Consider the following 26,954-nt stretch of genomic DNA (forward strand, 5'->3'; position numbering starts at 1 on the left):
GGAAGGGCCCGGTGATCTCGCCGAGCGGATACGCGATGCCAGTTCACCGGGCTGTTCAGGGATCCGTGGGCGCGGGCGCAGCCGCGTGCGGCAGCGCCTCCGGGTAGTGGCAGGCCGTCAGGTGGCCCTCGCGGCTGCCTTCCGGGCGTACCAGTGGAGGCGTCGTCGTCGCGCAGTGGTCCGTCGCCTTCCAGCAGCGGGTGCGGAAGCGGCAGCCGGACGGCGGGTGGACCGGGGACGGGACGTCGCCGGTCAGGCGGATGCGGGCGCGGGGCGGGGTGGTGTCGTCCGGGAGCGTCGTCTCCGGCACCGCCGAGAGGAGCGCCCTGGTGTACGGGTGGCGCGGGGCGCCGTACAGCTCGTCCCGGTCCGCGATCTCCACGATCCGGCCCAGGTACATCACCGCCACGCGCTGCGAGAAGTGGCGTACGACGGCCAGGTCGTGGGCGATGAAGACGAACGCGATGCCCAGCTCCCGCTGGAGCTGCTGGAGCAGGTTGACCACCTGCGCCTGGATCGAGACGTCCAGCGCCGAGACCGGCTCGTCGGCCACGATCAGCTTCGGGCGCAGGGCGAGTGCCCTGGCGACCCCGATGCGCTGGCGCTGGCCGCCGGAGAACTCGTGCGGGAAGCGGTTGTAGTGCTCGGGGTTGAGGCCGACCGTGTCCAGGAGTTCGCGTACGCGTCTCTCCCGGCCGCCCGGCGGATCGATGCCGTTGATCTCCATGGGCCCGGCGATGATCCGGCCGACCGTCTGTCTCGGGTTGAGCGAGGCGTACGGGTCCTGGAAGATCATCTGGATCTCGGGGCGCACCGGGGCGAGCCCCCTGCGTGAGGCGTGCGTGATGTCCTGGCCGCGGTAGGTGATCCGGCCGCCGGTCGGTTCCAGGAGCCGGGTGACGAGCCGGCCCGTCGTGGACTTGCCGCAGCCGGACTCGCCGACCAGACCCAGGCTCTCGCCCTCCGCGACCGTGAAGTCGAGGCCGTCGACGGCCTGGACCGCGCCGACCGTGCGCCGGATCGGGAAGCCGCCCGTGATGGGGAAGTGCTTGGTGAGCCCGGAGATCTCCAGGAGGGGGGTGGGGGCGGTCATGGGGTGTGGGGTTCCTTTCGGTGGGGGAGTACGGGGGCGGGCCCATGTCCGCGCGCTCACCCCGGGCCCGCGCCCGCGAAGTCGGCCGAGAACTCGACCCGTTGGGCGGCGTCCAGGTGGCAGGCCGCCCCGTGCCCCGTCACCGGTTCCAGTGGCGGCAGCCGGGTCGCGCAGAGCGCGCCGCCCACCTGCTCGGTGAAGGCGCAGCGCGGGTGGAAGCGGCAGCCGGCGGGCGGGTCGAGCAGGCTGGGCGGGGTGCCGGGGATGGGGGCGAGTGGTATGTCCACCGGGGAGTCGAGGCTCGGCATGGAGCCCAGCAGGCCCCAGGTGTAGGGGTGTTGGGGGGTGCGCAGGACCTCCTTCTTCGTGCCGCGCTCCACGCACCGGCCGCCGTACATCACGAGGACGTCGTCCGCGATGTCGGCGATCACGCCCAGGTCATGGGTGATGAAGATGATCGCGGTGCCGGTCTCCCGCTGGAGGTCCTTCAGCAGATCCATGATCTGGGCCTGCACGGTGACGTCCAGCGCGGTCGTCGGTTCGTCCGCGATCAGCAGCGCGGGGTCGCAGACCAGCGCCATCGCGATCATCGCGCGCTGGCGCATCCCGCCGGAGAACTGGTGCGGGTAGTCGTCGGCCCGTACGTCCGGCTGCGGGATCCCGACGCGCCCCAGCATCTCGACGGCCCGCGCGCGGGCGGCCTTCCGGGAGGCGCCGGTGTGCTTGCGGTACGTCTCCGCGATCTGCCGGCCGACCGTGTGGTACGGCGAGAGCGAGGCCAGCGCGTCCTGGAAGATCATGGCCATCGTGTTGCCGCGCAGCCGTTCGAGCTGTCGTTCGCCCGTGGTGAGCAGGTCGCGTCCTTCGAGCAGGATCTCCCCGTCGATCGTCGTGCGGTCGCGCTCGCGGTCGTGCAGGCCCAGGATCGCCAGGCTGGTGACGGACTTGCCGGAGCCCGACTCGCCGACGATCCCGAGGGTTCTGCCGCGCGCCACGTCGAAGGAGAGCCCGTCGACGGCGCGTACGGTGCCGTCCTCGGTGGCGAAGTGCACCCGCAGGTCGCGGACGGACAGGAAGGGGGCGTTCACCGGGTGCGTGGTCATGGGGTGTGGTGCCTCCTGGGTCCTAGGCGAGGCGTACGCGCGGGTCGATGACGGCGTACACGGCGTCGACGACGATGTTGAAGACGACGATCGCGCCCGCCGCGACGAGGACGACCCCGAGCAGCAGGGGCAGGTCGTTGTCCTGCACGGCCTTGACGGAGAGCGCGCCGATGCCGTGCAGGTTGAACGTCTGCTCGGTGATGATGGCGCCGCCGAGCAGCGCGCCGATGTCCAGCCCGAAGATCGTGACGATCGGGCCCATCGCGCCCCGCCAGGCGAAGCGGAAGAAGACCGTGCGGCGTGAGAGGCCCTTGGCGCGTGCCGTCCGTACGTACTCCTCGCTGAGCGTCTCGACCAGCTGGGAGCGGGCCATCCGCGTGTAGTTGGCGGTGAAGATCAGGGCGAGGACGAACCAGGGCAGCAGCAGCCCCTGGAACCAGCCCGCCGGATCCTGGGTGATCGGGACGTCCTGGGGGCGGCTCAGGAGGTGCCACTGGTCGGTCAGGTAGTACATGGCGACCACCCCGACGATGTAGATCTGGAGCGAGGAGCCGATCAGCGAGGCCGAGGACGCCACCTTGTCCAGCGCCCTGCCCTGCTTGACCGCGGCGAGCATGCCCGCGCCCACGCCCAGCACCACGAAGACGACGGCGCTGCCGAGGGAGAGCGACAGCGTGGTCGGGAAGCGGTCGAGGATGGTGCCGAGAACCGGCTCGCGGTTGTGGAACGAGTAGCCGAGGCAGGGCGCCGGGCAGTGCCCGAACGAGGCGTAGTCGCGGCCGGTGAACACCGCCTGGAGCCAGTGCCAGTACTGCGCGGGCAGCGGATCGGCGATGCCCAGGTTGCGGCGTACGAGCGCCAGCGTCTCGGGGGTGCAGACCTTGCCGCAGGCGACCCGGGCGGGGTCGCGGGGCGCGACGTAGAAGAGGACGAAGGTGAAGGCGCTGATGATCAGCAGAATCACCGCGGCGCCGAGCGCGCGGCGTACCAGGAAGCGGAACATGGCGTGTTTTCCTCGGGTTCCTCAGGTTCCTCGGTTTTCTTGGGTCCTCGGGCTCCTCCGGATTCCTCAGGCCTTCGCGTACAGCTTGTAGAGCACGGCCGCCGAGAACAGTGGGTCGAACAGGGCCCCGCCGACCTTCGAGCCGGCCAGGTAGAAGCGGCGCTGGTACGTCTCCGGGATGATCGGCGCCTCCTCGGTCATGATCCGCCGGTCCAGCGCGGCCCATGCCTTCCCCGCCCGCTTCGGGTCGGCGATCACCACGTCCTTCTTGATCGCCGCGTCGACCCAGCCGACCCTGAGCTGGGAGATGTTGTTGGCGCCGTTGGCGATCGTGCCGCTGTCGAAGAGCGGCTGGATCAGGGTGTAGCCGGTGGGCCAGTCCGGGGCCCAGCCGAACCACATGACGTCGAACTGGTTGTCGATCTGCTGGACCTGGTCGTAGTAACTGGTCGAGTCGAGCGGCTTGATGACGGGGTTGAACCCCGCCTTCCGCAGCGCGTTCTCGATGACGACCTTCGTCTTGTCGTAGTTGTCGCCCTGCGGGAAGGCGTAGACGATCTTCTGGCCGGACTTGCCGGCCTCCTTGAGCAGCTTCTTCGCGGTCGCCGGGTCGCCCTGCGGCCTCTTCAGCTTCCCGTAGACGTCGAACTTCTCGCGCCCCAGGATGTCCGGGCTGAGGATCGTCGTCGCGATGTCGCCCGCGGAGGGGCCGCCGTAGATCTGCCGGATCTGCTCCAGCGGCCAGGCGTGGATCAGGGCCTGGCGCACCCTCAGGTCGGGGACGCGCCGGGTGTTGATGGCGTAGTAGTAGACGCCGGTGAGCAGGCCGTTGATGGTGCGTTTCTTCAGCGCGGGGTCCGTGAGGACGTTCTGGATACGCTCGGCCGGCACCCCGCTGTACGCCATCACGGCGTACTGGTCGTCGCCCGAGTCGGCGATCAGCCGGTCCGAGGCCGCGAGCGCCTGCGGACCGAACTCGAAGGCGAAACCGTCCGGGTAGGCGGTGCGGATCGCGTCCGTCCTCTCGTCCCAGTGCGGATTGCGGGTGAGCGTCATCGACTTGTCGACGGCGTGCTGGGTGAGCTTGTACGGTCCTGCCGAGACCGGGTCCTTGTCGTACTTCTCCTTGGTGTCCAGCTTGACCGGTACGGCGCCGTACGAGTGCATCGCCAGCGTGAAGTTGAGGTCGGGGCGGGCCAGCTCCAGATGGAAGGCGATGGTCTTCCGCCGTGCGTCGGTGACGACGGAGTCGAGGTGCTTGCCGCTGTACGGGCCCTTGTACGCGGCCCGGAAGTCGGTGGAGCCGGTCAGCGCGGTCTGGAGGTAGCCGGCGCCCTCGGTGGTGAAGCTCGCGAAGCCCCGCTCGATGCCGTGGCGCACGTCGTCGACGGTCAGCTCACTGCCGTCCTCCCACTTGAGGCCGTCCTTCAGCGTGAACGTCCAGGTCTTGCCGCCGTCGGACATGGTGCCCGCGTCGGTGGCGAGGTCGCCGACCAGCTTCATGGAGCCGTCCGGCGCGATCCGGTAGCCGGTGAGGCAGCGGATGTAGAGGTTGCCGACCGTGGAGTTCCAGGAGAAGTAGATGCGCTGCGGGTCGAGATGGGAGAAGTCGTCGGGGCCGATGCCGCGGATCGTGCCGCCCTTGCGGGAACCGGCGACGGCGGGGGCGGGCCCGGTGGAGTCCGCGGCGGTGCCGATGGCGACCGTACTGCCGGTGTACGTCGCCGTGCCCGCGCCGCCGCCTCCGCCGCCCGATCCGCTGCCGCCGGATCCGCCGGAGCCGGAGTTGCCGCTGCTACAGGCGGAGAGGAGTGCGGAGCCCCCGGCGGCGACGGAGGTGGCGATGACGAAGTTTCTGCGGGAGAGGGACATGTTTCCTGCCCTGTCGGTGCGTCGGTGAAGCCGAGTGGGTTCTGCGGTGCTGGGGATGCTCGGGGTACGGCGGTACGGGGTGCGCGTGGTGCGGCGGTACGGGACCCCGGGCCGGTCCCGGGGTGCGAGGGGTGCGCGGAGGTCAGCGCCTGGTCTTCGGGTCCAGCGCGTCGCGTACCGAGTCGCCGAGGAGGTTGAAGGCGATCACGAAGATCACCATCGTGAGCCCCGGGAAGAGCAGGAAGGTGATGTCGTTCTGGTACACGTTCGAACCGCGCTGGATCATCACGCCCCAGTCGGGCGTCGGTGAGCTGAGCCCCACGCCCAGGAAGGCGAGCCCCGCCTCGGTGGTGACGAAGAGGGGGAGCGCGAGGGTCGCCTGGATGAGGATCGGCGTCCACAGGTTGGGGAGCAGTTCCCTGAAGATGATCCGCGCCGGGGACGCGCCGGTCACCTTGGCCGCCTCCACGAACTCCCGCTCGCGCAGGGCGAGTACCTCGCCGCGCAGCAGCCGGGCGATGGGGGCCCAGCCGAAGGCGGTCATCACCGAGATCAGCGAGACGACGGTGAGCCAGACCGGGGTGTTCTCCTCCGGCGAGACCAGGATCGAGATCAGCACCGGCCAGAACGCGATGAAGAACAGCGTCGAGGGGAACGCCAGCAGGATGTCGATGACCCGGCCGACGAGGTAGTCCGTCTTTCCGCCGAGATAGCCCGCCGTGACGCCGATGACGACCCCGAACAGCGCGACCAGCAGCGTGGTCACGGTGGCGATCAGCAGCGAGTTGCGGATCCCGTACAGCAGGAAGGTGAAGACGTCGCGGCCGAGCCCGGGTTCGATGCCGAACCAGTACGTGCCGCTGATACCGCCGTTGGGGCGGACGGGGAAGCCGAAGTCGTTGAGCAGGCCCGGGTTGTCCTGGCCGTAGGTGTCGTACGGATTCTTCCCGTAGAGCCGGGCGATCAGCGGGGCGCAGACGGCCACCACGAAGAAGAAGGCGACGACACAGCCCGAGACGACGCCTGTACGGTCGCGCCGGAAGCGCCTCAGCGCGAGTTGTCCCGGGGAGCGGCCGGTCCCGCCTCCCGGCGCCGCGGGCGCCGGCGGGTGGCCGTCGTGCCCGGCGACCGTCTCCAGAGGGACGGCGGCCGGAGAGGGTGCGGAGGTCATGATGCTCCCCTGGCCGGAAGAGATCGAAAGCTCCACGGTCAGATCCGCGGCTCAATGGGAATTTTTCAATCGGATACGTGCACGGTCAATGAATTCTTCGTGGCCTTGAATGCCTCTTTTGCGGCTTGGCGCGCGCATGGCCAACCGTTGGTGCGAATGCGCTCCGGTCGTGACCCGGCCGAAAGACGGCCGGTCCCCGGCCCGCGTGCGCGTCACTCGCCGGTATGCGTACATCCGGAGGGGGATCCGTCCGTTCAGGTGAGTCGAATGAGCGTATTGCGCCCTATGGGTGGATATTGAACGTCACCTGAGCCCGCCACCCCGAGGAGGCACATTCATGCGAGGAGCCACGCCGACGCACGCCACATGGGCCGCCTGCGCGGTGGCCGTCACCCTCGCGGCGACGGCCTGCGGCGGGGGAGGCGGCGGAACCGGCGGCGGTGCCGACGGGGTGGTGCGCTCCTCCTGGGGGGACCCGCAGAACCCGCTGGAACCCGCGAACACCAACGAGGTCCAGGGCGGCAAGGTCCTCGACATGATCTTCCGCGGACTGAAGCGGTACAACCCGAAGACCGGCAAGGCCGAGGACGAGCTGGCCGAGAGGATCGAGACCACGGACTCGACGCACTTCACCGTCACCGTCAAGGACGGCTGGACCTTCAGCAACGGTGAGAAGGTCACCGCCAACTCCTTCGTGGACGCCTGGAACTACGGCGCGAACCTCAAGAACAACCAGAAGAACGCGTACTTCTTCCAGTACATCGACGGGTACGACAAGGTCCATCCGGCCTCCGGCGCGCCGACCGCCCAGACCCTCTCCGGCCTGAAGGCCACCGGGCCGCGGACCTTCACCGTCAAGCTGTCGCAGCGCTTCTCCACCTGGCCCGACACCCTGGGGTACGCGGCCTTCGCGCCGCTGCCCAGGGCGTTCTACGACCAGCACGCGGCGTGGCTCGCCAAGCCGGTCGGCAACGGGCCCTACACCGTGAGGCAGTACACCAAGGGCTCCCAGATGTCGCTGCGCGCCTGGAAGGCGTACCCCGGAGCGGACAAGGCGCGCAACGGCGGTGTGGACCTCGTCGTCTACACCGACAACAACACGGCCTACACCGACCTCGTCGCCGGCAATCTCGACCTGGTCGACGACGTCCCCGCCTCGCAGCTCAAGAACGTGAAGTCCGATCTGAACGGCCGGTACATCAACACCCCCGCCGGCATCATCCAGACCCTCGCCTTCCCCTACTACGACAAGCGGTGGAACACCGCGAAGGCGGTCAAGGTCCGTACCGGGCTCTCCCGGGCGATCAACCGCGAGCAGATCACCGAGACCATCTTCCGCAAGACCCGTACCCCGGCCACCGACTGGACCTCACCGGTGCTCGGCGCGGACGGCGGCTACAAGGCCGGGCTCTGCGGTTCGGCCTGCGCGTACGACGCCGCCGCCGCGAAGAAGCTGGTCCAGGAGGGCGGCGGCATCCCCGGCGGCCGGCTGAAGATCACGTACAACGCGGACACCGGCTCCCACAAGGAGTGGGTCGACGCCGTCTGCAACAGCATCAACAACGCGCTCGGCCAGGACAAGGCGTGCGTCGGCAGCCCCGTCGGCACCTTCGCGGACTTCCGCAACCAGATCGGGCGGAAGAAGCTCACCGGGCCCTTCCGCGCGGGCTGGCAGATGGACTACCCGCTGATCCAGAACTTCCTCCAGCCGCTCTACTACACCAACGCCTCGTCCAACGACGGAAAGTGGAGCAACCCGCAGTTCGACAAGCTGATCAACGAGGCCAACGCCGAGACCGACACGAAAGCGGCGATCACCAAGTTCCAGCAGGCCGAGGCCGTCGTACGGGACCAGATGGCGGCCATCCCGCTCTGGTACCAGAACGGCAGCGCGGGCTACTCGGACCGGGTCTCGCACGTGGCGCTCAACCCGTTCAGCGTCCCGGTCTACAACGAGATCACCGTCCACTGACGCCGGAACGGAGCCCACGGCCACCGTTCGCCCCTTCCCCCGGAGCTGTGCATGGGACGTTATGTGATCCGGCGTCTGCTCCAGATGATCCCGGTCTTCATCGGCGCCACGCTGCTGATCTTCCTGATGGTCAATGTGATGGGCGACCCCGTCGCGGGCCTCTGCGGCGACCGGCAGTGCGACCCCGCCACCGAGGCCCGGCTCCGCAAGGACTTCGGCCTCGACAAGCCCGTCTGGCAGCAGTACCTCACCTACATGGGCCACGTCTTCTCGGGAGACTTCGGCACCGCCTTCAACGGGCAGAAGGTCATCGACCTGATGGCCTCCGCCTTCCCGATCACCATCCGGCTGACGCTCGTCGCCATCTTCTTCGAGATTCTCATCGGGATCATCTTCGGCGTGGTCACGGGGCTGCGCCGGGGCCGCCCGGTCGACACCTCCGTCCTGCTGCTGACGCTCGTCGTCATCTCCGTACCGACGTTCGTCACCGGACTGCTGGCGCAGCTCCTCTTCGGCGTGAAGTGGAGGATCATCGAGCCCTCGGTCTCCCCGGCGGCGCCGCTCGACGAGCTGATCCTGCCGGGGCTGGTGCTCGCCTCCGTCTCCCTCGCGTACGTCACCCGGCTCACCCGGACCTCCATCGCGGAGAACGCCCGCTCCGACTACGTCCGGACGGCCGTCGCCAAGGGGTTGCCCAGGCGGCGGGTGATCGTCAGACATCTGCTGCGCAATTCACTGATCCCGGTGGTCACCTTCATCGGTACGGACATCGGCGCCCTGATGGGCGGCGCCATCGTCACCGAGCGGATCTTCAACATCCACGGGGTCGGATTCCAGCTCTACCAGGGCATTCTGCGCCAGAACACCCAGACCGTCGTCGGCTTCGTGACCGTGCTCGTCATCGTCTTCCTGGTGGCGAACCTGCTGGTCGACCTGTTGTACGCGGTACTCGACCCGAGGATCCGGTATGCCTGACCCGCAGCGCCCGAACCCCGACGGACCCGACCCCGACGGGCCCACGGCCGACGGGGGCGCCATCGCAGGAACCGGCGCCGGGGGCGCGATGGACCTCGCCACCAGCGAGGGGTTCACCCTGGAGAAGGACGGCGGGCCCGGCGGCCCCGCGGCGGGCGGTCCCGCGGGCAGGGCGCGCAGCCTGTGGTCCGACGCCTGGCGGGATCTGCGGCGCAACCCCGTCTTCATCATCTCGGGTCTGATCATCATCTTTCTGGTGATCATCTCGATCTGGCCGTCGCTGATCGCCAGTGGCAACCCGCTCTCCTGCAACCTCGCCTACGCCCAGGACGGCTCCCGGCCCGGCCACCCCTTCGGCTTCAACGGACAGGGCTGCGACGTCTACACCCGTACCGTCTACGGCGCCAGGACCTCCGTCGTCGTCGGCGTCCTCGCCAGTCTCGGCGTCGCCGTCGTCGGCTCGGTCCTCGGCGGGCTCGCCGGCTTCTTCGGCGGATCCTGGGACGCGAGCCTCTCCCGGATCACCGACATCTTCTTCGGGATCCCCGTCGTCCTCGGCGGTCTGGTGCTGCTGTCCGTCGTCACCAGCGCCACCGTCTGGCCGGTGATCGGCTTCATGGTGCTGCTCGGCTGGCCGCAGATCTCCCGGATCGCCCGCGGCTCCGTCATCACCGTCAAACAGAACGACTACGTCCAGGCGGCGCGGGCGCTCGGCGCCTCCAGCCCGCGGATGATGCTGCGGCACGTGCTGCCCAACGCGGTCGCGCCGGTGATCGTCGTGGCGACCATCGCGCTCGGTACGTTCATCGCACTGGAGGCGACCCTCTCGTACCTCGGTGTGGGCCTCAAACCACCGACGGTCTCCTGGGGGATCGACATCTCCGACGCCTCCCCGTACATCCGCAACGCCCCGCACATGCTGCTCTGGCCCGCCGGCGCGCTGGCGATCACCGTGCTGGCGTTCATCATGCTCGGCGACGCGGTACGCGACGCCCTCGACCCCAAGCTGCGCTGAGGAGCCCCATTCCATGCCGCCGTCTCCCGTCCTGCTCGAAGTGCGCGATCTCCAGGTGGAGTTCCACACCCGTGAAGGGGTCGCCAAGGCCGTCAACGGCGTCACGTACGCGGTGGCGGCGGGCGAAACCCTCGCCGTGCTCGGTGAGTCGGGGTCGGGCAAGTCCGTCACCGCCCAGGCGATCATGGGGATCCTGGACACCCCGCCCGGCCGGATCGCGGGCGGCGAAGTGCTCTTCCGCGGCCAGGACCTGCTGAAGCTCAAGGAGGAGCAGCGCCGCCGGATCCGCGGCGCCGAGATGGCGATGATCTTCCAGGACGCGCTGTCCTCCCTCAACCCCGTGCTCACGGTGGGCGCCCAACTCGGGGAGATGTTCGAGGTTCACCGGGGAACGGGCCGCAAACAGGCGCGGGTGAGGGCCGTCGAGCTGATGGACCGGGTGCGTATCCCGGCGGCCAAGGACCGGGTGAACGATTATCCGCATCAGTTCTCGGGGGGTATGCGTCAGCGGATCATGATCGCGATGGCGCTGGCTCTGGAGCCGGATCTGATCATCGCGGACGAGCCGACGACGGCGCTCGATGTGACGGTGCAGGCGCAGGTGATGGATCTGCTCGCGGAGCTTCAGCGTGAGTTCAACATGGGGTTGATTCTGATCACCCATGATCTTGGTGTGGTCGCTGATGTCGCGGACAAGATCGCGGTGATGTACGCGGGGCGGATCGTGGAGACCGCTCCGGTCCACGAGATCTACAAGCGTCCGGCGCATCCGTACACGCGGGGGCTGCTGGACTCGATCCCGCGTCTGGACCAGAAGGGCCACGAGCTCTACGCGATCAAGGGCCTCCCGCCCAACCTGCTGCACATCCCACCGGGCTGCGCCTTCAACCCGCGCTGCCCGAGGGCCCGCGACGTGTGCCGTACGGAGGTGCCGCCGCTGTACGAGGTGATGGACGAGGGCGGGGTGACGGAGGAAGGCGGGGCCGCGGGGGAGCGGCGGAGCGCCTGCCACTTCTGGAAGGAGACGCTCGATGGCTGAACCCCTCCTGGAGGTGCGCGACCTGGTCAAGCACTATCCGCTCACCCAGGGCATCCTCTTCCGGCGGCAGATCGGCGCGGTGCGGGCAGTCGACGGGGTCTCCTTCGGCCTGGCACCCGGCGAGACCCTGGGCATCGTGGGGGAGTCCGGCTGCGGCAAGTCGACCGTGGCGAAGCTGCTGGTCAACCTGGAGCGGCCGACGTCCGGCGCGATCCGGTACAAGGGCGAGGACATCACGAAGCTGTCGGGACGGGCGCTGAAGGCGGTACGGCGCAACATCCAGATGGTGTTCCAGGACCCGTACACCTCGCTCAACCCCCGTATGACGGTGGGCGACATCATCGGGGAGCCGTACGAGATCCACCCCGAGGTCGCCCCGAAGGGCGACCGGCGGCGCAGGGTCCAGGACCTGCTGGACGTCGTCGGGCTCAATCCGGAGTACATCAACCGCTACCCGCACCAGTTCTCCGGCGGACAGCGTCAGCGCATCGGCATCGCCCGCGGCCTCGCGCTCCGGCCGGAGATCATCGTGGCCGACGAGCCGGTCTCGGCGCTGGACGTCTCCGTCCAGGCCCAGGTCATCAACCTGATGGAGAAGCTCCAGGACGAGTTCGGCCTGTCGTACATCTTCATCGCCCACGACCTGTCGATCGTCCGGCACATCTCCGACCGGGTGGGCGTCATGTATCTGGGGCGGCTGGCGGAGATCGGCTCGGACGCGCAGATCTACGACCACCCGACGCATCCGTACACCCAGGCGCTGCTGTCGGCGGTGCCGCTGCCCGACCCCTCCGCGCGGGCGCGCCGGGACCGGATCATCCTCGCGGGCGACGTACCGTCCCCGGCGAACCCGCCGTCCGGCTGCCGCTTCCGTACGCGCTGCTGGAAGGCGCGGGAGCGGTGCGCGGTGGAGGTGCCGCAGCTGACGGTCCCGGAGCTCTTCCGGACGGCGAAGGGGCCGGCCGCGCACCCCTCGGCCTGCCACTTCGCGGAGGAGCGGACGATCGTTCCCGCCGGGCCGGAGGGGAAGAAAAGCCAATAAAGCACAACAATTTCGTTAACACGCAGGCAACTTGGCGGACCCGGTACCGATATACGGACCCGTCAGACTGCGGAGCGTACGGCCGTGCGGGTGCCGTAAACCGGCCGGGACTTCCAGGAGTCCCGGCCGGTTGCCGTCTCCCGTCCGGTTCTTCGCGGCAGGTCCAGGCCTACGACAGGCCCAGTGACCGCTTGAGGAAGTCGACCTGGAGCAGCAGCAGGTTCTCCGCGATCTCCTCCTGCGGTGTCATGTGCGTCACACCTGTGAGCGGCAGCACCTCATGGGGGAGCCCCGCCGCCAGGAGCGCGGCGGAGAGCTTGAGCGAGTGGGCGACCACCACGTTGTCGTCGGCCAGGCCATGGATGATCATCATGGGCCGCGCCGGGGTCGTCGGGTCCGCCGCGTCCGCCGGGGACGAGAGTCCGTCGTCCGTCACGAGCGAGTTGGCGGCGTACACCTCGGGCGCCTCCTGCGGGGTACCGAGATAGCGCTCCATGTAGTGCGTGTCGTAGAGCCGCAGATCGGTGACCGGCGCGCCCACGACCGCCGCGTGGAAGACGTCGGGGCGGCGCAGCACCGCGAGCGCGGAGAGGTAGCCGCCGTACGACCAGCCGCGGATCGCGACCCGGCCGAGATCGAACGGGTACCGGCCGGCGAGGTCGTGCAGGGCCTCGATCTGGTCGTCCAGGGTGAGCAGCAGATTCCGGTGGACGGACTTCTCCCACGCGGGGGACCGGCCGGGGGTGCCGCGCCCGTCGGCGACGAGCACCGCGAACCCCTGGTCGGCGAACCACTGCGAGGTGAGGTACGCGTTCTGGGCGGCGACCACGCGCTGGCCGTGCGGACCGCCGTACGGGTCGAGCAGCACCGGGAGCGGGCCGTCCGACTCCTGGTAGCCCGTGGGGAGCAGGACGGCGCACGGAATGCGCCGTGCGCCCCCCTCGGTGAGGCGCGCGTGCGCCGTGAGCGCCGGGGCCTCCGCGTACGAGGCGATCGAGGCGAGCCGCTTGCCGTCCCGGAAGACCCCCACGGACGCCCCCGCGGTCTCGGGACGGGCCGACACGAGGACGGTCACCTCGCCCGCACGGACGGCCGAGTGGACCCCGGGGCCCGCCGAGAACCGCTCGATGCCCAGCTCGCTGACGCGGTACACGTGGATCTCGCCGGTCTCGGGATCGGCTGCCTCCTCCCCTGCCGACGCCGAGACCAGCACGTCGTGCTCGCCGATGTCCAGCACCGCCCGCACATGCAGCTGCGGCCCGGTGAGCGGCCGGTCGCCGGCCATCAGGACCCGCGCGCCCCCTTCGTCGGCCAGGCGTACGAGCCGCCCGTCCGGCGCCCATGCGGGCACCCCGGGGGAGAGTTCGAGCCACGCGGGGTCCTCGTCCCGGTGCACGGTGCGGGTGGCACCGGTCCCGGTGTCCACCGTGAGGTAGAGGTGGCTGCGCTGATCCCGGCTCTGGACGAGCAGCAGCGGGTCGGTGCCTCCCGCCGACCAGTGGACGCGTGCGAGGTACGGGTATCGGGCCCGGTCCCAGATCACCTCTGCGGGAGGCGTGCCGGTGCCGTGCGTCTCCGCGCCGTCCGTCAACGGGACCAGGAAGAGCCGTACGTCGGCGTTGGGCGTACCGGCCGCCGGGTAGGGCACCCGCGACGGCTCCCGGTCCGGGTGCGCCGGGTCGGAGATCCACCAGCGCTGTACGTCCGCCGTGTCCACGCGTGCGACGAGCAGCCGGTCGGAGGCGGGCGACCACCAGTAGCCACGGGTACGGCTCATCTCCTCGGCCGCGATGAACTCCGCGAGACCATAGGTGACGTCCGCGCTCCCGCGCGCTTCCTTGTGAGGCGCTTCCTCGCTCCCGGCCGCTTCCTGGCGGACCACTCCTTCGTGGGGTTCTTCTCCGCGTGCCGCTGCCGCGAAGGCCTCTTCCGCGAGGGCCTCTTCCGTACGGGGGCCGGCCAGCTCGCGGTCCCCTTCCCCGTCCGCCCCGATCACCCGCAGCGCCCCGCCGGCCACGTAGGCGACGTACCGGCCGTCCGGTGAAGGGCGCGGGTCGATCACCGGCCCCGGCACGGGGAGTTCACGCGCCGTCCCGGCCCGCAGCTCGGCCGCGTAGAGGCGCCCTGAGAGGGCGAACGCGGCCAGCTCGACCCCGGAGTCCACCGCGTACCCGACGATGCCTCCAGAGCCCTCCCTGCCGCGTTCGCGCCGGGCCCGCTCCTCGGCCGAGAGCCGCTCCGAGGCGCCGCCGAGCAGCACGCCGGGATCGGCGGCGAGCCGGGCGCCCTCCGCGCCCGCCGCGGAGCCGTCGAGGTCGAGCACCCAGAGGCGGTTCACGCGGTCGGTCCCCGAGGCGGAACGCAGGAAGACCACCCGCGTCCCGTCGGGGGAGACCGTGAACGACCGGGGAGCGCCGAGCGTGAACCGCTGGGTCCTGGCGTGCTGGCGGGGGAACGAGGGACGAGGGCTCAAGGTCATGCGACCGAACCTATGCGACCGGACCTGACGGAGCGAGAGAGCCGGAAGCGGCGCTTCACGATCCCTGTGCCGGCGTTCCGTGCGCCCCCGTGTGCTGCCGTGCACCGATCGATGCGTACGTACGGATAGTTATGATCCCTAGCGATAGCTGGGTATGAATGAGCCGGGCACATGCACGCTGCGTTTTCCCGACTGAATATCTATGGAGGTGAACCGCCGTGGCACTCTCGATTTCGGCGGTGGTGCTGCTGGCGATCATCGTCTTCCTGCTGGTCCGGAAGTCCGGGCTGAAAGCAGGACACGCGGTGGTCTGCATGCTGCTCGGGTTCTACATGGCCAGTTCCTCCATCGCTCCCACCATCAGCGAACTGACCACGAACGTGGCCGGGATGATCGGTGGCATCAAGTTCTAGCCACCGGCCATCGGTAATCGGCCATTCTTCGCTGAGCGCGCCATCGATCCGGTACCGCCCCTCGGTCTTCGCCACCGCCCACCCGCCGAGGGGCGCCGACCGGTGCTCCCGTACGTCTCCGACGTCGCCGACCGCTGCTCCCGCCTGCCGCCCGCGGGCTCTCGGGGCGGCTGTCGGTGGCGCCTCGTAGGCTGTCCCCATGACCGATCTCCCCGCCCGTCGTCTGCTGCTCGTCCACGCGCACCCCGACGACGAGTCGATCAACAACGGCGCCACCATGGCCAGGTACGCGGCCGACGGCGCCCTGGTCACGCTGGTGACCTGCACCCTCGGCGAGGAGGGTGAGGTCATCCTGCCCGGACTCGCCCACCTGGCGGCCGATCAGGAGGACCGGCTCGGCCCCCACCGCGTCGGCGAACTCGCCGAGGCGATGCGGGAGCTGGGCGTCACCGACCACCGCTTCCTCGGGGGCCCCGGCCGCTTCCGGGACTCCGGGATGATGGGCCTGGAGCAGAACGACCGCGAGGGCGCGTTCTGGCACACCGGTGTGGACGCGGCCGCTCCGTATCTCGTGGAGGTGATCCGCGAGGTGCGCCCGCAGGTGCTCGTCACCTACGACCCGAACGGCGGGTACGGACACCCGGACCACATCCAGGCCCACCGCGTCGCCATGCGCGCCGCCGAACTGGCGGCCGACCCCGCCTACCGGCCCGAGCTGGGCGCGGCGCACGCCATCGGCAAGATCTACTGGAACCGGATCCCGCGCTCGGTCGCCGAGGAGGGCTTCGCCCGGCTGCGCGCGGCCGGTGCCGACTTCCCCGGGGTCGCGGAGATCGACGACATCCCGGGCGTCGTGGCCGACGAGGAGATCACCGCGGCGATCGACGGCGCGCCGTACACCCGGCGGAAGGCGGCGGCGATGCGCGCCCACGCCACCCAGATCGCCGTGGACGGGCCCTTCTTCGCGCTCTCCAACGACCTCGGCCAGCCGATCTTCGCCGCAGAGTACTACCAGTTGGTGCACGGCACGTCGGGAGCGCCCACCGGCGAACGTGAGAGCGATCTTTTCGCCGGAACCGCCGGATCGGGCGCCGGATCGGGCGAAGGGCCGGGCGCCGTTCCGCACGCCGGAGCGGACACGTGAGCACGCGCGAGCCGGGGGGCCCGGCCGTGACTCCGCTCACGACTCCGCTCAGTTTCAGACCCGGGCGTATCGCCGCATATCTGGCGCTGGTGGTGCTCGGCGCGCTCGTCGGGGTCGCGGGTTCCCTCGTCCAAGGCGGCTGGTTCCCGGGCGGCTTGGTGCTCGCCCTGCTCGCCACGGCCGGGGCCTTCTTCGGTGGGCTGTACGCGACGGGCACCCAGCTCGGAGTGGGGGCGCCCGCCGCCGGATGGCTGATCGCGACGATCGGGCTGAGCATGGGCCGCGCCGAGGGCGACGCGGCCTTCGCCGCAGGTGCCGGGCCCCTTGTCTACCTGCTGGGCGGCATGGTGGTGGCTGTGATGTGTGCCACGATGTCGCGGTTGCCGCAACCGGGCACGAAGTCCGGCCGACTTGGGAAGTGACGCGCCCGGCAGCCGCTGAATTGACCATGCGCGTACGGTCGGCGGAGCATCGCTTCTCACGGTCGTCGGGTCTCCGTCGGTGGAGGCCAGTATGGTGGTGCGCGCTCCGGGCCTTCCCCCCGCTCTCCGGCTGTGGGGGACCTGAACAGTTGAGTACCAGTAAGAACGGGCGGCGGAGCCAACCGGGAGAACCTGCTTTGAGTCGTGAAACTGACAGTTCGTCCTCCGGGCCCCAGGGGCGCGGCGGAGCCGCGTACCCCTCGGGAACACCGCCGTACGGATCCCGCCAGTATCCGTCGCTGCATCCCCAGCAGGACGCTCCGGAGGAGAGAGAGACCGCGCCCGCCGCACAGCCGGACGAGCCGAAGACCGAGACGACGCTGACCACACGGATCCGGATCAACATCCCGGGTTCGCGGCCGATTCCGCCCGTCGTGATGCGTACGCCCATGAGCGACATCGACAGCACCGACGGCCGGGGCGTCCCGGCCGGCGAGCGCACGGGCAGCACCCCGAAGCCCGCGGCGGCCCAGGACATGTCCGAGACCCGGCCGATCGACCTGGTCGGGGAGCAGCGCTCCGCGGGCAAGGCCGGCCAGGGCGCGGACGGCGACCACGGCGACGGCCGGGACAAGCCGACCAGCGACTGGTTCGCGCCGCGCAAGGCGTCCACCGGCACGGCAGCGGGGATGAGCGCGGGCGCCGCGGCCGTCGCGGGTGCCACCTCGGCGCCGCCGTCCACCCCGTCCTCGCCGCTGTCGGCGGAGCCGGGCGGAGAGAGCCGCGCGGAGTCGCCGTACGGCTCGGACTACTCCAACGGCACCGACTACTCCACCGGATCCCACCGGATCGGCGGCGCGGGCGGCTCCTCGCTCAGCGATCTCGCCGCCGAGGGGCTGGCGACCGGCGGCGGGCCCACCACCCCGGCGTTCGGCACCCGCCCCCCGGGCGCGGCCACCGGCCCGAGCGGCCCCACCACGGGCCCGGTCCCCGGCAGCGCGTCGTTCGGCACCCCGCCGGCGTCCCTGAGCGCCTCGCCGGGGGCGGGCCGGGTCGGCGCCCCCCGGCTCTCCGACGACACCGCCGTCCTGACCCCGCAGCAGCCCGCGCCGGAGCCTGCCTCCGGCGGCCATGTCTCGGGCGACACGCTGACCAGCGGCATCCCGGTGGTTCCGGCGGAGCGTCGTTCGCCGTTCCCCGGGTCGAGCCCGGGGGCCGGTGGTCCGCGTACCGACGCGGGGCCCGGTGGCACGGGTCCTGGCGGCCCCGGCGGCGAAGGGGCCGGCCCGTTCGGCAGCGAACACGACTTCTCGGCGCCCGACTTCCCCGGCCCGGTCGGTGCCGCGGGCGCCACGCCGTCCCCGGGCAAGCCGGCCCCGGGCACGGCCGCGGCGGGCGCTCCGTCACCGGCGTCCCCGTCCGGGTCCTCGTCGTCCGGGTCCTCGTCCTCGTCCGCGCCCGCCAAGAAGGGCCGCTCCAAGGTGGCGCTCCTCGCGGTCGCCGTCGTGGTGGTGGCCGGCGGTCTCTACGGCGCCGGACTGCTGATGAACCACTCCGACGTGCCGAAGGGCACCACGGTCCTCGGCGCCGACATCGGCGGCGGCACCCGTGACCAGGCGGTCAACAAGCTCGACGGCGCCCTCGGCCAGCGCGCCTCCGCCCCGCTGCGGCTCAGCATCGGCGGCAAGGTGGAGGAGCTGGCCCCCGACAAGGCGGGCCTCAGCCTGGACAGCCAGGCGACGGTGCGCAACGCGGCGGGCAGCGACTACAACCCGGTCTCGGTGATCGGCTCGCTCTTCGGCGGCGCGCGCGTCGCCGAGCCGGTGATCCTCGTCGACGACGAGAAGCTGACCGTCGCGCTGGCCGATCTGGCGGGCGTCTCCGGCTCGGCCCGTGAGGGCACGATCACCTTCGAGCCGGGCAAGGCCGTCGCCGTACCCGGTAAGGCGGGCAAGGCGCTGGACGTCAACCACTCGATCATCTCGACCCGGGACGCCTATCGCGCCCAGGTCCAGACGGGCAAGGCGAACAGCATCGAGCTGCCCGTCGTCACCCGCGAGCCGACCGTCGACCAGGCGGAGCTCGACCGGGCGATGAGGGAGTTCGCCGAGCCCGCGATGTCCGGCCTGATCACCATCCAGGCGGGCGGCAAGCAGATCCAGTTCGGCCCCGCCAAGTCGCTGCCGAAGATCCTGTCGATGAAGGCGGTCGACGGAAAGCTCGTCGAGGTCTACGACAGGAACGCCATCGACCAGCTCCTCGAAGGCGTCTTCGACGGCATCACGATCACCAAGGGCGACGGCAAGCAGTACCCGGTCTCCTCGACCGACGTGGCGCAGGCCATGCAGACGGCGCTACGGGGCAGGACCCCTGAGGAGCGCACGCAGACGATCAACCTCGACCCGAGTTAGGCCTAGGCCCTGTCTGAGAGTGCTGGGCGGGCCTCCTCCGAGGCCCGCCCAGCACCGTTTCCGCCGTTAAGGGACCCGCGCTCCCGGAGGCCGGCCCAGGCCCCCGGAGGTCAGTTCAGCATGGCCCGGGCCGCGCGGGCCTTTCCGCGGATGGCCTCCGCCGCGGCGGGTTCCACCGCCGCCACCACCCGCGCGTACTCCTCCATCTCCGCCGCCCCGCTGAGGAACTCCCCGCGCCGGACCAGCAACTGGGCCCGCTCGTAGCGCAGCCGGGCCGGGTGGGACGGGAGGAGGAGGGCGAGTTCGACGGCCCAGAGCGCCGCGTCGGTGCGCTCGGGGCGGGGCGTGGCCCAGGCGCGGACGTTGTTCAGGACACGCTGGACGATGTCCAGCGCCCCCGCGGGGCGGAACGCGGCCGGGTCGGGCGGCGCGCCCGTCACGCTCGTGACCAGGAGGTCCGCGTCGTCGCCCGTCAGCAGGCGGCCGGCGGCGAACGGATCAGCCAGGACCCGCTCGGCCGGGTCGCCGAAGCCGACCACGAAGTGACCGGGCAGCGCCACCCCGTACACCGGCGCCCCGGCCCGGCGGGCGACCTCGATCCAGACCACCGAGAGGAGGATCGGCAGCCCGCGCCGCCGTCGCAGCACCGCGGGCAGCAGCGAGGACTCCAGCCGCTCGTAGTCGGTGGAGGAGCCGTGGAAACCGCACCGCCCGCCGAGCAGTTCCGCGAGCGCCGCCGCCCACGCGCGCGCGCCCGTGACGCCGAAGGGCAGCAGCCCGGCGAGCCGGTCCAGCTCGGCCTGGGCGGCGTCGAGGTCCCGCTCGGTGAGGGACGGTTCGCCCTCCGCGCCGATGAGCAGGCAGAGCGTCGCCAGATCGGGCCGCTCCGCGCGGGCCTCCTCGGCGAACCGCCGGCGCCGGTCGCCGCTCACGGTGACCGGAAATGGTGGTAGCGGTGATGGACGGCGAAACCCATGCCGTCGTACAGGGCCCGCGCGCCCTCGTTGTCCGTCTCGACCTGGAGCCAGGCGGCGGACGCGCCCTCGTCCAGCGCGCGGCGGGCGAGCGCGGTCATCACGGCCGTGGCCAGGCCCCTTCTGCGGTACGCGGGGTCGACCTCCACCGCCATGAACCCCGCCCACCGCCCGTCGACCACGCACCGGCCGATCGCCGCGGGCGTCCCGCCCTCCTCCGGGGCGTCCTCCCCGGGAACGGTCGCGAACCACACCGAGGGGCCGCTCCGCAGGACCTGGAGCACGTGGGGCCCCGGCCGCTCGGAGGAGCGCTGGTAGCGCCGCAGCCACGCCTCGCTCAGCTGGGCGGGCCGGTCGAGCCGTACGGCGGAGAGGCCGTCGTCCCGGTCGGCCAGCGGCGCGAGCGCGCCGACGCGTACCTCCGCGGTCACCTCCGAGCGCCAGCCGCGCCGCTCCAGCTCCGCGCAGAGCACCTCCTGCGTGGACTCGGCGCCGGTCGCGGTCTGGACGTACGCGGGCAGCCCCCGCTCCCCGTACCACTGGCGTACCCGCGCCAACGCCTCGTCGAGCGGCATGCCCGGGTCACCGAGGGGCAGGACCGAATTGGCCCGCCGCGTGAAGCCGGACGCGGCCCTCAGAAGCCATCCGCCCAGCGGCTCGCTCTCCACCGGCTGCCAGGAGCGGGCGCAGACCCGTGCCAGCTCCTCGAACGACGCCGCGGGCCCCCGCCGCCTGGCCGGCGCGGCGGGCACGACCTTCCCCGCGACCAGCGCGGATTCCGGGACGCGCACGCTCTCGCCGGTCCGTCGTGTGATGACCAGCACACCACCGTCCCAGGATGTGAGAACGCCCACCGTGTCGGTGAACTTCTCCGGGCCCGTACCGTCCTCCGTCAGTTGTCTGACTGATACCCGTTTGCCCACGTCGGAGGGGGTCACCCGGACCTCGAATCGTCCGCCGGCAGTGAATTCCACAGCTCTGTCCGCCCCTCCTGTTCGGAACGCGCTCAAGAACGGAGATACTAGATGTGGGCATCGACGACGCCGCGCTCCCGCGCGCCCGTGGACGGAGCCGCAGATCGGCCCGCCGCGCCCTATCGAGGAGGAACGACAGCGTGACCTACGTCATCGCGCAGCCTTGTGTCGACGTCAAGGACAAGGCGTGCATCGAGGAGTGCCCGGTCGACTGCATCTACGAGGGCTCCCGGTCCTTGTACATCCACCCGGACGAATGCGTCGACTGTGGAGCCTGTGAGCCGGTCTGCCCGGTCGAGGCCATCTTCTACGAGGACGACACCCCGGAGGAGTGGAAGGACTACTACAAGGCGAACGTCGAGTTCTTCGACGAGCTCGGTTCGCCCGGCGGTGCTTCCAAGCTCGGCCTGATCGAGCGTGACCACCCCTTCATCGCCGCACTGCCGCCCCAGAACGGCTGACAGTGCGCCCCCGGTCCCGTACGGCTCCCCGCTGTACGGGACCGCGGTGTTTGGCAGGTGTTCGGCACACGAGAAAGAGTGAGTGAGTACGTGTCCGCAGTCTCTTCGCGCCTTCCCGTCTTTCCCTGGGACAAGCTGGAGCCGTACAAAGCGACGGCGGCGGCCCATCCGGACGGGATCGTGGACCTGTCCGTCGGCACGCCCGTGGACCCGGTTCCCCCGCTGATCCAGCAGGCCCTGATCGGCGCCGCGAACTCGCCCGGGTACCCGACGGTGTGGGGGACGGCCGAACTGCGGGACGCGCTGACCGGCTGGGTGGAGCGACGGCTCGGCGCGCGTGGGGTGAGCCACACGAACGTCCTGCCGGTGGTCGGCTCCAAGGAGCTGGTGGCCTGGCTGCCGACACAGCTCGGACTCGGGGCGGGCGACCGGGTCGCGTATCCGCTGCTCGCGTACCCGACGTACGAGGTGGGGGCGCGGCTCTGCGGCGCCGAGCCCGTGCCGTACGACGACCCCACCGAGCTGGATCCGGCGGGGCTGAAGCTCCTCTGGCTGAACTCGCCGTCCAACCCCACCGGACGGGTGCTGTCCAAGGACGAGCTGACCCGGATCGTCGCCTGGGCGCGGGAGCACGGCGTGCTGCTGTTCAGCGACGAGTGCTACCTGGAGCTGGGCTGGGAGACCGAGCCCGTCTCCGTCCTGCACCCGGACGTCTGCGGCGGCACGTACGAGGGCGTCGTCGCCGTGCACTCGCTCTCCAAGCGCTCCAACCTGGCCGGATACCGCGCGGCCTTCCTCGCGGGCGACCCGGCCGTCCTGGGCGAGCTGCTGAAGATCCGCAAGCACGGCGGGATGATGGTGCCCGCGCCGGTGCAGGCGGCCACGGTCGCGGCGCTCGGCGACGACACGCACGTACAGGAGCAGCGCGAGCGGTACGCGGCCCGGCGCACCGCCCTGCGCGCCGCGCTGGAGACGCACGGCTTCCGCGTCGACCACAGCGAGGCGAGCCTCTACCTCTGGTCGACCCGCGACGAGCCGTGCTGGGACACCGTGGCGCACCTCGCGGGGCTGGGCATCCTGGTCGCGCCCGGCGACTTCTACGGCACGGCGGGCGAGCGGCACGTACGGGTGGCGCTGACGGCCACCGACGAGCGGATCGACGCGGCGGTCAAGCGCCTGACGTGATCCACCGGCGTACGCCTGAGGGCTCGGGGAGCGCGCGCTCCCCGAGCCCTCAGGCGCGTTACGGGTACGGGACCGGTGGGCGAGGCCGGGTACGGGGCCGGTGAGGCGAAGGTCGGGTACCGGGCCGGGGCGGCCGATCGGTCGCGTACGGGGCCGGGTCAGCCGATCGGCAGGCCCTTGACCGGGAGCTGCCCCAGCGGCAGACCGCCCTGTGCGGCCTTGGCCGGAGCGGCGCCCTCCGTGGCCGTCTTCGCGGTCTCGCCCAGCACGGTGCCCGCGCTGCCCGCCGTCTCGCCCGCCGCCTTCTGGACGGCGGGGGTCGCCGTCTTCACGGCCTTGCCGACGGTCCTGCCCGCGGCGGGCACGCCCTTCGCGACGGCCCTGCCGCCGGTGCCGCCCACGGCCTGGGTGGCCTTCTGCGCCCCGCTGTCGACGGCGGCGCCGTCGAGCGCGGTGACCGCGCCCAGGTCGGTGGTCTGCGGGAGTGCCGCCGCGCTCGCGGACCCGGCCGCGCCGATCACCGGGGCGGCGCCCGCCGCGATGAGCAGCGCGGCTCGGGCGATCCGGCGGGCCAGGGGGAGGTTCGCGGACATGAGGGCTCCTTGGAGGGCTTGAGGGGAGAACGATGCGTGTCGCTTGTCCGTCGATCGGCAGATCCGTCGATCGGACGTAGTGACAACCCCTCGAAAGGCCGTGAAGGGTGCGGCGGGTGCGGGTAAAGAGTAGGTAATGCGCCGGGTGGGCCCCGTGGCGCACATCGGACGAACAGGATGGTTCCGCTCTGTGGGGAGAACCGTCACTTCCCTTGTCCCGTAAGGGAAGCGACGTGTTGGGCGGGCGCTTCCGTAACGGTGGGCGAGAAGGCTTCCCGGCGGGAGCGGACTCGCCTGTCCGGGTGATACGTCGTACTGCTGGGCGGGCCTGGCGCGCGGCCAGCAGTACGACTATCGCGCGGTGCCGATACGGACCACTCCCGCACCGGAATCCGTACCGGCCGTCTGACTGCCCGCGGCCCCCTCCACCCGCTGCCAGCCCCGGTGCGCCTGCCCCGCCCGCCACACACGGCCCGCGTAGGCGACCTCGTCGATCCGCAGCGTCCAGGACTGGGCCACCGCCCAGTGCGCCAGCTCCCAGCCGCGCTGCGAGGCCGTGCCCCCGCCGACGGACCCGACAGACCCGTCGGACCCGAGGTCCCCGTCGGACCCGCCGGCCTCACCCGTCTCACCGGCTTCACCGGCCCCCGAGGCGCCCGTAGGACCACCCGAGGCCGGCACCGGCACGGAGACCTCGTGCGCGGCGTCCGCGGGCTTCACCTCGGCCCCGAAGTCCCGCGTGAGCGCGGCCCGTACCTTCGCCGGGTCCCCGGGCGTGATCCCGGTCGGCGTCGAACAGGTCAGCGACGCCGCGGACCGGCCGGTGAGCGCGGCGGACAGCAGCGCCGCGTCCGGCTCGTGCTTCGCGTACGCCTGCGGGAAACCGCTGCGCTGGACGCGCTGCGCCGCCTCCGTGAGCGGCAGCCGCGAGTAGCCGGGAACCTTGACCAGGTGCTCGTAGAACTCGCCCGCCGAGTAGACCGGATCCTGGATCTGCGCGGCCGTGCCCCACCCCTTCGACGGGCGCTGCTGGAACAGGCCGAGCGAGTCGCGGTCGCCGTGGTCGAGATTGCGCAGCGCGGACTCCTGGAGGGCGGTCGCCAGCGCGATCGTCACCGCGCGCTCCGGCAGTCCGCGGCTGGAACCGACGGCGGAGATCGTGGCCGCGTTGGCCGCCTGCTCAGGGGTCATCTCGTACGTCGAGCCGCCGTCATCGGGGCCGTCCCCGGCGCGGGCGACACAGCGCGGCGGGCCCCCGCCGCCGCTCAGATACTGCACCGCCATGTAGCAGGCCACGGCCAGCAGAACGGTGAACGCCCCCGCGATACGCAGGAGACGTCCGCGACCGAAGCGGGAGCGCGCGGCGGAGGAGGAAGGCGAGACGGGCTCTGACACGCGCTCACCGTACTGGAGTGGAAGGGCCCCGGAGCTCCGGTTCGCCAGACCCGCCAGGGCGGTTCCGCGGGCCCGGCGCCGCGCCGCGTCACACCGGATCCCGCTGGTACGGCGTGAAGGCGCGCGCGGGTGGTGACGACCGGCGTGTGGATCATGCGGGGCGGGGGGTGTCAGTGTGGCGTAATAGGGTCGAAGTATGTCTGAGACACCGCTCGACCTCACCCTGGACGGCCCGGCGCTCACCGCGTGGCTGGTGGACTTCCCCTCGGTCAGCGGCGAGGAGAAGCCGCTCGCCGACGCCATCGAGCAGGCGCTGCGCACCCTGCCGCATCTCACCGTCGACCGGCACGGCAACAACGTCGTGGCGCGGACCGGGCTCGGGCGGAGCGAGCGGGTCGTCCTCGCCGGACACATCGACACCGTCCCGATCGCGGACAACGTGCCCTCACGGCTCGACGACGACGGGGTGCTGTGGGGGTGCGGCACCAGCGACATGAAGGCGGGCGTCGCCGTTCAGCTCCGTATCGCCGCGACCGTCCCGGAACCCAACCGCGACCTCACGTTCGTCTTCTACGACAACGAGGAGGTCGCCGCGGACCTCAACGGACTCGGACATGTCGCCGAGGCCCACCCCGACTGGCTGGAGGGCGACTTCGCCGTCCTGCTGGAGCCCTCCGACGGCGAGGTCGAGGGCGGCTGCCAGGGCACGCTGCGGGTCTTCCTCCGCACGACGGGGGAGCGGGCGCACTCCGCGCGGAGCTGGATGGGGTCCAACGCCATCCACGCCGCCACGCCGATCCTCCAGCGCCTCGCCGCGTACGAGCCGCGCCGGCCGGTCATCGACGGGCTGGAGTTCCACGAGGGCCTCAACGCGGTACGGATCGAGGGGGGCGTCGCCACCAACGTCATCCCCGACGCGTGCACCGTCGTCGTCAACTACCGCTACGCGCCGGACCTCAGCGAGGACGAGGCCCTGGCGCACGTCCGCGAGGTCTTCGAGGGATGCGGAGTGGCGGAGTTCGTCGTGGACGATCACTCGGGCGCCGCCCTGCCCGGCCTCTCGCACCCGGCCGCCGCCGCCTTCATGGCGGCCGTCGGGGGGAAGGCGCGGCCCAAATTCGGCTGGACGGATGTCGCGCGCTTCAGCGCGCTCGGGGTGCCCGCGGTCAACTACGGACCCGGTAACCCGCTGCTCGCCCACAAGCGGGACGAGCGGGTGGCCGTCGAGCGGATCACGCACTGCGAGGACCGGCTCCGCGAGTGGCTCACGCGGTAACCCGGCCGGCGAGAGCCTGACGGGGCGGCGAGGGACTGACGAGGGGCGAGGGCCCCGGCTCACCGGCCGGGGCCTGTTCGACTGCCGGAATTTCGCCGTTTGTCACGTCCGCCGATCTACCCTTTCCCAGAACAACGCACAGCAGCGGAGGGAGCAGCTCATGGGCATGCCTGAAGGGGCGCGCGAGCCGGAGGAACAGCGGCTCGGACCGGTGATCCGGCGACGCGAGCAGGTGCAGCCCGGCACGACCGATCAGCGGCTGCTGGACACCGAGGGTGACTCGGAGTGGGTGCACACCGATCCCTGGCGGGTGATGCGGATCCAGTCGGAGTTCGTCGAGGGCTTCGGTGCCCTCGCCGAACTGCCCAGCGCCATCGCGGTCTTCGGCTCCGCGCGCACGCCGGCCGGCACGGTGGAGTACGACGCGGGCGTACGGCTCGGCGGCGCGCTGGTCGACGCCGGGTTCGCGGTGATCACGGGCGGCGGTCCTGGCGCCATGGAGGCGGCGAACAAGGGGGCGCGGGAGGCGTCGGGCGTCTCCGTCGGGCTGGGCATCGAGCTCCCCTTCGAGCAGGGGCTCAACCCGCACGTCGACATCGGCGTCAACTTCCGCTACTTCTTCGTCCGCAAGACGATGTTCGTGAAGTACGCGCAGGGCTTCGTGGTGCTGCCGGGCGGCCTCGGCACCCTGGACGAGCTGTTCGAGGCGCTCACCCTGGTGCAGACCCGCAAGGTCACCCGCTTCCCGATCGTGCTGTTCGGTACGGAGTACTGGGGCGGCCTGGTCGACTGGCTGCGGGGCACGGTGGTGGCGCAGGGCAAGGCGTCCGAGAAGGATCTGCTGCTCTTCCACGTCACGGACGACGTGGAGGAAGCGGTCGCGCTGGTCACGAAGGAGACCGGGAACTGATCCCGCCGGGGGACCGGCGGCCGGCCTCCGCG

At 71.2% G+C, this 26,954-nt stretch carries 23 protein-coding genes; 13 read left to right on the plus strand and 10 right to left on the minus strand.

All coding sequences use genetic code 11. The features are described from left to right. Positions 1–55 precede the first annotated feature (55 nt). From ACFXPL_RS06230 to ACFXPL_RS06250, 5 genes are all read right to left on the minus strand, one after another. On the minus strand, positions 56–1,093 hold the full coding sequence (locus tag ACFXPL_RS06230; protein WP_384913273.1) for an ABC transporter ATP-binding protein: 1,038 nt from the start codon (positions 1,091–1,093) through the stop codon (positions 56–58). A 56-nt stretch (positions 1,094–1,149) separates the two neighbouring features. Then, positions 1,150–2,196 carry an ABC transporter ATP-binding protein gene (locus tag ACFXPL_RS06235; protein WP_384913276.1) on the minus strand — a complete coding sequence of 349 codons (1,047 nt, stop codon included), beginning with the start codon at positions 2,194–2,196 and terminating at the stop codon, positions 1,150–1,152. Positions 2,197–2,218: 22 nt separating this feature from the next. Further along, on the minus strand, positions 2,219–3,199 hold the full coding sequence (locus ACFXPL_RS06240) for an ABC transporter permease (protein ID WP_384913279.1): 981 nt from the start codon (positions 3,197–3,199) through the stop codon (positions 2,219–2,221). Between the two features lie 66 nt (positions 3,200–3,265). Next, positions 3,266–5,071: an ABC transporter substrate-binding protein gene (locus tag ACFXPL_RS06245; protein ID WP_384913282.1), complete on the minus strand. Its 1,806-nt coding sequence runs from the start codon at positions 5,069–5,071 to the stop codon at positions 3,266–3,268. Positions 5,072–5,213: 142 nt separating this feature from the next. Beyond that, a complete protein-coding gene (locus ACFXPL_RS06250; RefSeq protein ID WP_384913285.1) occupies positions 5,214–6,242 on the minus strand; it encodes an ABC transporter permease in 1,029 nt (342 codons plus the stop codon). A 337-nt stretch (positions 6,243–6,579) separates the two neighbouring features. Here ACFXPL_RS06250 and ACFXPL_RS06255 point away from each other — a divergent pair, with 337 nt between their 5' ends. From ACFXPL_RS06255 to ACFXPL_RS06275, 5 genes are read left to right on the plus strand one after another with little or no spacing between them, the layout of a single operon-like run. Further along, on the plus strand, positions 6,580–8,214 hold the full coding sequence (locus ACFXPL_RS06255) for an ABC transporter substrate-binding protein (protein WP_384913288.1): 1,635 nt from the start codon (positions 6,580–6,582) through the stop codon (positions 8,212–8,214). 51 nt (positions 8,215–8,265) lie between these two features. Continuing rightward, entirely contained in the window at positions 8,266–9,189 is a 924-nt protein-coding gene (locus ACFXPL_RS06260) for an ABC transporter permease (protein ID WP_384913292.1), read from the plus strand. Continuing rightward, positions 9,182–10,204 (plus strand): ABC transporter permease, encoded by a 1,023-nt coding sequence (locus ACFXPL_RS06265; protein ID WP_384913295.1) that lies wholly within the window; start codon positions 9,182–9,184, stop codon positions 10,202–10,204. Before ACFXPL_RS06260 ends, ACFXPL_RS06265 begins: the two co-directional genes overlap by 8 nt. A 13-nt stretch (positions 10,205–10,217) precedes the next feature. Further along, complete coding sequence (locus tag ACFXPL_RS06270; protein WP_384913298.1) at positions 10,218–11,243, plus strand: ABC transporter ATP-binding protein; 1,026 nt, start codon at positions 10,218–10,220, stop codon at positions 11,241–11,243. Beyond that, positions 11,236–12,285, plus strand: coding sequence for an ABC transporter ATP-binding protein (locus ACFXPL_RS06275; RefSeq protein ID WP_384913301.1), 1,050 nt, complete (start codon positions 11,236–11,238; stop codon positions 12,283–12,285). The genes ACFXPL_RS06270 and ACFXPL_RS06275 overlap by 8 nt, the downstream gene beginning before the upstream one ends. A 169-nt stretch (positions 12,286–12,454) precedes the next feature. On the opposite strand, the gene ACFXPL_RS06280 is transcribed toward ACFXPL_RS06275, so the two are convergent. Continuing rightward, positions 12,455–14,764, minus strand: coding sequence for a prolyl oligopeptidase family serine peptidase (locus ACFXPL_RS06280; RefSeq protein ID WP_384913304.1), 2,310 nt, complete (start codon positions 14,762–14,764; stop codon positions 12,455–12,457). A 218-nt stretch (positions 14,765–14,982) separates the two neighbouring features. On the opposite strand from ACFXPL_RS06280, the gene ACFXPL_RS06285 reads away from it, so the two are divergent. The 4 genes from ACFXPL_RS06285 to ACFXPL_RS06300 all read left to right on the plus strand — a co-directional run bounded on the left by ACFXPL_RS06285 (position 14,983) and on the right by ACFXPL_RS06300 (position 19,154). Further along, positions 14,983–15,177, plus strand: a complete 195-nt coding sequence (locus tag ACFXPL_RS06285) for a hypothetical protein (protein WP_329829152.1) — start codon at positions 14,983–14,985, stop codon at positions 15,175–15,177. Positions 15,178–15,376: 199 nt separating this feature from the next. Further along, positions 15,377–16,321: an N-acetyl-1-D-myo-inositol-2-amino-2-deoxy-alpha-D-glucopyranoside deacetylase gene (gene mshB / locus ACFXPL_RS06290; protein WP_384913308.1), complete on the plus strand. Its 945-nt coding sequence runs from the start codon at positions 15,377–15,379 to the stop codon at positions 16,319–16,321. A 26-nt stretch (positions 16,322–16,347) separates the two neighbouring features. Then, positions 16,348–16,743, plus strand: a complete 396-nt coding sequence (locus ACFXPL_RS06295; RefSeq protein ID WP_384913311.1) for a DUF6113 family protein — start codon at positions 16,348–16,350, stop codon at positions 16,741–16,743. A 197-nt stretch (positions 16,744–16,940) separates the two neighbouring features. Further along, a complete protein-coding gene (locus ACFXPL_RS06300) occupies positions 16,941–19,154 on the plus strand; it encodes a hypothetical protein (protein ID WP_384913314.1) in 2,214 nt (737 codons plus the stop codon). 110 nt (positions 19,155–19,264) lie between these two features. Here the strand turns inward: ACFXPL_RS06300 and ACFXPL_RS06305 are convergent, their stop codons facing one another. Further along, positions 19,265–20,086, minus strand: coding sequence for a tetratricopeptide repeat protein (locus ACFXPL_RS06305; protein ID WP_384913317.1), 822 nt, complete (start codon positions 20,084–20,086; stop codon positions 19,265–19,267). After that, a complete protein-coding gene (locus ACFXPL_RS06310; RefSeq protein WP_384913319.1) occupies positions 20,083–21,102 on the minus strand; it encodes a GNAT family N-acetyltransferase in 1,020 nt (339 codons plus the stop codon). Before ACFXPL_RS06310 ends, ACFXPL_RS06305 begins: the two co-directional genes overlap by 4 nt. Before the next feature lie 140 nt (positions 21,103–21,242). Here ACFXPL_RS06310 and fdxA point away from each other — a divergent pair, with 140 nt between their 5' ends. Together fdxA and dapC are read left to right on the plus strand one after the other, a co-directional pair. Further along, positions 21,243–21,563 carry a ferredoxin gene (gene fdxA / locus ACFXPL_RS06315; protein WP_003985062.1) on the plus strand — a complete coding sequence of 107 codons (321 nt, stop codon included), beginning with the start codon at positions 21,243–21,245 and terminating at the stop codon, positions 21,561–21,563. A 90-nt stretch (positions 21,564–21,653) separates the two neighbouring features. After that, complete coding sequence (dapC, locus tag ACFXPL_RS06320; protein ID WP_384913323.1) at positions 21,654–22,748, plus strand: succinyldiaminopimelate transaminase; 1,095 nt, start codon at positions 21,654–21,656, stop codon at positions 22,746–22,748. A gap of 158 nt (positions 22,749–22,906) precedes the next feature. On the opposite strand, the gene ACFXPL_RS06325 is transcribed toward dapC, so the two are convergent. Beyond that, complete coding sequence (locus tag ACFXPL_RS06325) at positions 22,907–23,341, minus strand: ATP-binding protein (RefSeq protein ID WP_384913326.1); 435 nt, start codon at positions 23,339–23,341, stop codon at positions 22,907–22,909. A gap of 351 nt (positions 23,342–23,692) precedes the next feature. After that, positions 23,693–24,736, minus strand: coding sequence for a hypothetical protein (locus ACFXPL_RS06330; protein ID WP_384913329.1), 1,044 nt, complete (start codon positions 24,734–24,736; stop codon positions 23,693–23,695). A gap of 196 nt (positions 24,737–24,932) precedes the next feature. On the opposite strand from ACFXPL_RS06330, the gene dapE reads away from it, so the two are divergent. Further along, positions 24,933–26,012: a succinyl-diaminopimelate desuccinylase gene (gene dapE, locus ACFXPL_RS06335; protein WP_384913332.1), complete on the plus strand. Its 1,080-nt coding sequence runs from the start codon at positions 24,933–24,935 to the stop codon at positions 26,010–26,012. A 160-nt stretch (positions 26,013–26,172) separates the two neighbouring features. Beyond that, positions 26,173–26,922, plus strand: a complete 750-nt coding sequence (locus ACFXPL_RS06340; protein WP_384913334.1) for a TIGR00730 family Rossman fold protein — start codon at positions 26,173–26,175, stop codon at positions 26,920–26,922. Positions 26,923–26,954 lie beyond the last annotated feature (32 nt).

The organism is Streptomyces sp. NPDC059092 (assembly GCF_042756365.1).
Lineage (GTDB): Bacteria > Actinomycetota > Actinomycetes > Streptomycetales > Streptomycetaceae > Streptomyces.